The organism is Streptomyces sp. NPDC048483, assembly GCF_040651455.1.
Classification (GTDB): Bacteria; Actinomycetota; Actinomycetes; order Streptomycetales; family Streptomycetaceae; genus Streptomyces.
Window position 1 is genome coordinate 1 of record NZ_JBEZJZ010000216.1, and the last position, 4,932, is coordinate 4,932.

General features: G+C 69.6%; 3 protein-coding genes. All 3 read left to right on the top strand.

Annotation, left to right across the window (positions count from 1 at the left end; translation table 11 throughout):
• Nucleotides 1-772 precede the first annotated feature (772 nt).
• From AB0D04_RS42125 to AB0D04_RS42135, 3 genes are read left to right on the top strand one after another with little or no spacing between them, the layout of a single operon-like run.
• The gene (locus tag AB0D04_RS42125; RefSeq protein WP_362712728.1) at nt 773-2,404 is read left to right on the top strand and encodes an MFS transporter; all 1,632 of its coding nucleotides are present in this window, start codon (nt 773-775) and stop codon (nt 2,402-2,404) included.
• 4 nt (nt 2,405-2,408) lie between these two features.
• A complete protein-coding gene (locus tag AB0D04_RS42130; RefSeq protein ID WP_362712730.1) occupies nt 2,409-4,208 on the top strand; it encodes a DEAD/DEAH box helicase in 1,800 nt (599 codons plus the stop codon).
• 2 nt (nt 4,209-4,210) lie between these two features.
• A complete protein-coding gene (locus tag AB0D04_RS42135; protein ID WP_362712732.1) occupies nt 4,211-4,771 on the top strand; it encodes a hypothetical protein in 561 nt (186 codons plus the stop codon).
• Nucleotides 4,772-4,932: the final 161 nt, after the last annotated feature.

Below are 4,932 nucleotides of genomic sequence, written 5' to 3' on the forward strand. Positions count from 1 at the left end.
GCGTGACCTGCACACTCATGAGAGCACCACGACTTTGAAATCTCCCTGCTGTTGGGGGCGACCAGAACGGCTACGACATCCCCTTTCCGTACGCCGTTATCACGCAGCGTATGGAATATCTCGAGGACGGAACGGTTCAGTTCGGCACCTGATATCACCTGACCGCGCCAGCGAAGAACCGGACGGTCCGAATCCAATGAGCACACCGAGAGAATGTCCGAGACGTAACTTTCGCTTTCGCTCCACCATTGGCCTTGTAGGGTCATCCCCTGCCTTTCCATGCAAACCCCGCCGACTTCCGTTCCGCTGGCCCGGGTGAATTCCGATCCTCCCATTCGGAAGATATGCGGGGAAGGACGTTCGGCCCGCTGAATCGGCAGGCCGAAAGGGCCGCCCGCACGGGGTGGCCGTCTGGGTGCTCTGCCGCTCCCGACGGCCTCAGGACACCCACCAGGGCGGGCTCCGGGAGCAGGCGCGCCGGCGGGGGCGCCCGCCCCCGTGTCCCGAGGCAGAACGCGAGGTGGGGCACGGAATTCCCGCTAGGTCAAACATCAGGTTCAGAAATTGACAGAGCACTTGGCGGCATGCCCCCGGGAGCGTACTAAATCGCCGGCCCGGTTACATCTTCAAGAATTGACAGAACGTTGGGCGGCATGCCCTCGGGTACGCCGGAAAATCGCCAACTGTTATCGGTCGCCAGGGAATTGACACCCGCCTGATGGTTGCTTACGGTCCGCTCGTCAGGTTTTCCAGAACGCATCCAAAGGTATTCATGACTACATCCACGTTGCCGAAGTCCAGGCAGCAGTTGATTCTTGCCGTTCTCATGGTGTGTTCGCTGCTGATCTGGCTGGACAACACCGTCCTGACTACCACCATGGAGACCCTCGCGGACCCGGTCCGTGGGCTGAACGCCAGCCCGGCCGAGCTGCAGTGGGCCACCGGCTCGTACACGCTGGCCTTCGCCACCTTGATGTTCACCGCGGGCGCGCTGGGCGACCGCTTCGGTCACCGGACCGTGCTCGCAACAGGCTTGGTGGTCTTCGCCGCGTCCTCGGTGTGGGCGGCGTTCGCGGGCGACGCGGGGCAGCTGATCGCCGCCCGGGCCGCGATGGGCGTCGGCAGCGCGCTGATCATGCCCGGCAACCTGGCCATCCTCATGTGGACCTTCACCGGCCCGGCGCGGTCGACCGCGATCGCCATCTCCTCGACCTCCGCCGGTGTCGGCATGGCCGTGGGCCCGGTGCTCGCCGGCGTGCTGCTCGACCACTTCTGGTGGGGCTCGGTCTTCCTGGTCAACGTCCCGGTCGTGGTCCTCGCGCTGATCGGCATCGCCCTGCTGGTCCCGAACTTCCGCAGCCCCGTGGTGCGACCGCTGAACCCGGCCGGGATGCTGCTGTCAATCACCGGCCTCGCGGCGCTCGCCTACGGGCTGATCCGCGCGGGTCAGGTGGCGGCCTGGGGCCGTACGGACGTCTGGGCACCGATCGCCGTCGGACTGATCCTGCTGGCCGTGTTCGTCCGCGTCGAACTGCGCAGCAAGATGCCGAGCTTCGACCCCCGACTTCTCGCCCAGCGCGCGTTCGGCGGCGGCAACGTAGCCCTCGGTCTGCTTCTCTTCGCCGTGTCCGCCATCACCTTCTACAACGCGTTCTACCTGCAGGGCGCCCGCGGCTACTCGCCGATCGAGGCGGGCCTGGTCGGCCTCCCGACCGCGCTCGGCGCGATCCTGGGGGCGCCCGTCGGCGCGCGCCTGGTGCACCGCTGGTCGCTGCGGCTCGTCGCCGTGCCGGCGCTGACCGTGGCGGCGCTGACCATGGGCGCGTACGGGCTCTTCGGGCTGAGCACGCCTCTCTTCTGGATCGAGGTCCTGCTGCTGGTCCAGGGCCTGTCCATCGGCATGGTGCTTGGCCCCGTGACCGCGGCGCTGATCAGCACGCTGCCGCTGGAACGGGCCGGTGCCGGGTCGGCCGTCACCAACACCGTGCGCCAGACCGGCAGCGTCATCGGGATCGCCGTCGGCGGCACGATCATGTCGATCGTGTACCGGCGCGCGATCGAACCCTCGCTGCACGGTGTCCCCGGACCGGTGCGGGACCAGGCGCGGGTCTCCGCCGAACAGGCCCGGCACGTCGCCACCACGTCCCACCTGCCCGCGCTCGGGCACGCCGCCGACGACGCGTTCGTCCACGCCATGCACGTCGGTGCGGTCTGGATCATGCTCATCGCGCTCTTCGGCGCGGCTGTACTGCTGCTCGCCCTGCGCACGGCCCGCAAGTCCGCGGCTGCCGGGGGCGCGCCGGAGCCCGCGCGGGACGGCGGCCCGACCGCGGACGAGGCGGCCCCCCGGGCCGGTGCCGAGGACTGGTCCGCCCGCGAGGGCGACAACGTGGGCACCCGCTGACGCCATGGGAACCAGGCAGAAACTCCCCGAAGCGCGGTCGGACAGCCAGGCCACGTACCTACCCGACCGGCACATGTTCGCCCTGTGGACCTGGGCCGACGGCGCCGTGGGGGCGGCCCCGCCGGTCGGCGACGGCGAGACCGTTCCCCTGGTTGTGCCGACGCCGGACCTCGGCAGGCTCAAGGCGGCCGACGTCGACTGCGTGCTGATCGAGCCGGACCGGCTCGTGGCCGTGCCCCTCGACTCGCCCGGCCGGTCGGTGGACGTCTGGCGGTCGTGGATCGCGGGCGGCGAGTCGGCTCTGCCGATCGCCGCGCACGCGGTACCCGACGCCACAGGTGTCGCCGTGACGACGGCGGAGCACGCGAGCGATGTCTTCCGCCGCACCACCTCGGTGGGGGCCGAGATGCGCACGGCGCTCACCGCCAAGCTGCGCCCGTATCAGGTGCGCGGGGTGAGCTGGCTGCGCGAGACCATCGAGACGCACGGCGGCGCGGTGCTGGCCGACGAGATGGGGCTTGGCAAGACCCTGCAGACTATCGGCTGCATCGCCGGACGCGCCGAGAAGGGGCCGCAACTGGTGGTCTGCCCCACGTCGTTGGTGGGGAACTGGGCGCACGAGATCGCGCGGTTCGCACCCGACCTGCGGGCCACGATCTGGCGCGGCGGGCCGCTGCCCGAGGTGGACAGCGGCACGGTGGTGCTCACCGGCTACCCCACGCTGCGCACGCACAGCCCGGCCCTGGCGGGGATCCAGTGGAGCACCGCGGTCTTCGACGAGGCGCAGGTCCTGAAGAACCCCCGTACGCAGGTGTCGAAGGCCGCGCGCACCATCGCGGCCGACGCGCGGATCGCCCTGACCGGGACGCCCGTCGAGAATCACCTCGACGAGCTGTGGGCCCTGCTCAATCTGGTCGCACCGCACCTGTTCGCGAACCGGACGCAGTTCCGCCGTCGCTTCGTGCGGCCGATCGCGGACGGCTCCCCGGCCGCTTCCGCCCGGCTGCGCGGGGCCATCGAGCCGGTCGTGCTGATGCGGAAGAAGTCCCAGGTCGCAGGGTCACTCCCACCCAAGATCCACGCCGATCTCATCTGCGACCTCAGCGAGGAGCAGGAGCGGCTGTACGACCGGCTGCTGGAGCAGGTCATCGACGACGGCTTCGGCAGCGGCGCCCAGCGGCAGACCAAGGTGCTCGCCGTCCTGACCTCGCTCAAGCAGGTCTGCAACCATCCGGGCCTGATCACGGACGACCTCGGTGAGCTGTCGGGCAGGTCGGGCAAGCTCGACCTGTGCACCGACATCGTGGCCAACAACCTGGAGAACGACTCTCCGACCCTCGTCTTCACCCAGTACCGGCAGACCGGTGAGCTGCTGGTCCGGCACTTCGCCGAACAGTTCGGGGTGAGTACGCCGTTCTTCCACGGCGGCCTGAACCAGGAGCAACGGGCCGACATCGTCCACCGGTTCCAGTCCGGCGACGGTCCGAAGGTGCTCGTCCTCAGCCTGAAGGCCGGGGGCACCGGGCTCACGCTCACGCGCGCGGCCGACGTCATCCACTTCGACCGGTGGTGGAACCCGGCCGTGGAGGCCCAGGCGTCCGACCGGGTCCACCGGATCGGTCAGACCCGCACGGTCACCGTCACCACCCTGACCACGGGGACCACCGTCGAGGAGCACATCGCGGCCATGCACAACCACAAGTCCGCGCTGTCGGACATCGCCGAAATGTCCAGCGCCGCCGAGCTGACCCGCCTGGACGACGACCGTCTCATCGAGGTCCTGCGCCGGAAGCGAGTCAACTGACCATGGCCGACCACGACTACGGTTACACGAAGTGGGGCAAGGACTGGGTCCGGTTCGCCGAGTCGTTGCGCCAGACCCGTCCCGATCCCCAGCTGCCGAGCGCACGCCGCACAGCACGCGACGGGAAGGTCCAGATCACGTTCGACGACCGGACCGTGCGCGCCGTCGTGCACCGAGGTCGCGGCACCTCGGTGGTCACGATCGAGGTCGCGCCGATGTCCGCGGGGGCGACGGCCGAGATCTCCCGTCAGCTGAGCGGCATCCAGCCCCTGCTCACCGACGATCTGTACCGCGCGATCGCCGACGCGGGCCATCCGCCCGCGCCGGCCCTCGACAGCGTCGACTGCTCCTGCCCGACCGCCACCCTGCGGTGCGTCCATGAGCTGTCCGTCTACTACGACATGGCGCGGCGCATCGACGACGATCCCCGCATCGCTCTCGACGTGCAGGGCTTCTTCCGCGCTTCGGCGGGCGGCGTCCAGGCGCCCGCCGAAGCGACGGCGCAGCGCTGGATCGCGCTCAACTCCCTTGATCCGGCCGCCTATTTCACGGTGGCCGAGTGACCCGGCCGGCCTGAGAAGGAGCGGTGCGTGCCCGCCCGGCGGGCACGCACCCTCACCACCCGCTGAGCCCGCTGATGCCCCCGCATCCTCCGGCCGCGACGGCCCCGCTCGCCCAGGGAGATTTCAAAGTCGTGGTGCTCTCATGAGTGTGCAGGTGACGG

Coding starts and splice junctions, on each gene's coding strand:
- AB0D04_RS42135 (WP_362712732.1), top strand. CDS start 4,211: ATGGCCGACCACGACTACGGTTACACGAAGTGGGGCAAGGACTGGGTC.
- AB0D04_RS42130 (WP_362712730.1), top strand. CDS start 2,409: ATGGGAACCAGGCAGAAACTCCCCGAAGCGCGGTCGGACAGCCAGGCC.
- AB0D04_RS42125 (WP_362712728.1), top strand. CDS start 773: ATGACTACATCCACGTTGCCGAAGTCCAGGCAGCAGTTGATTCTTGCC.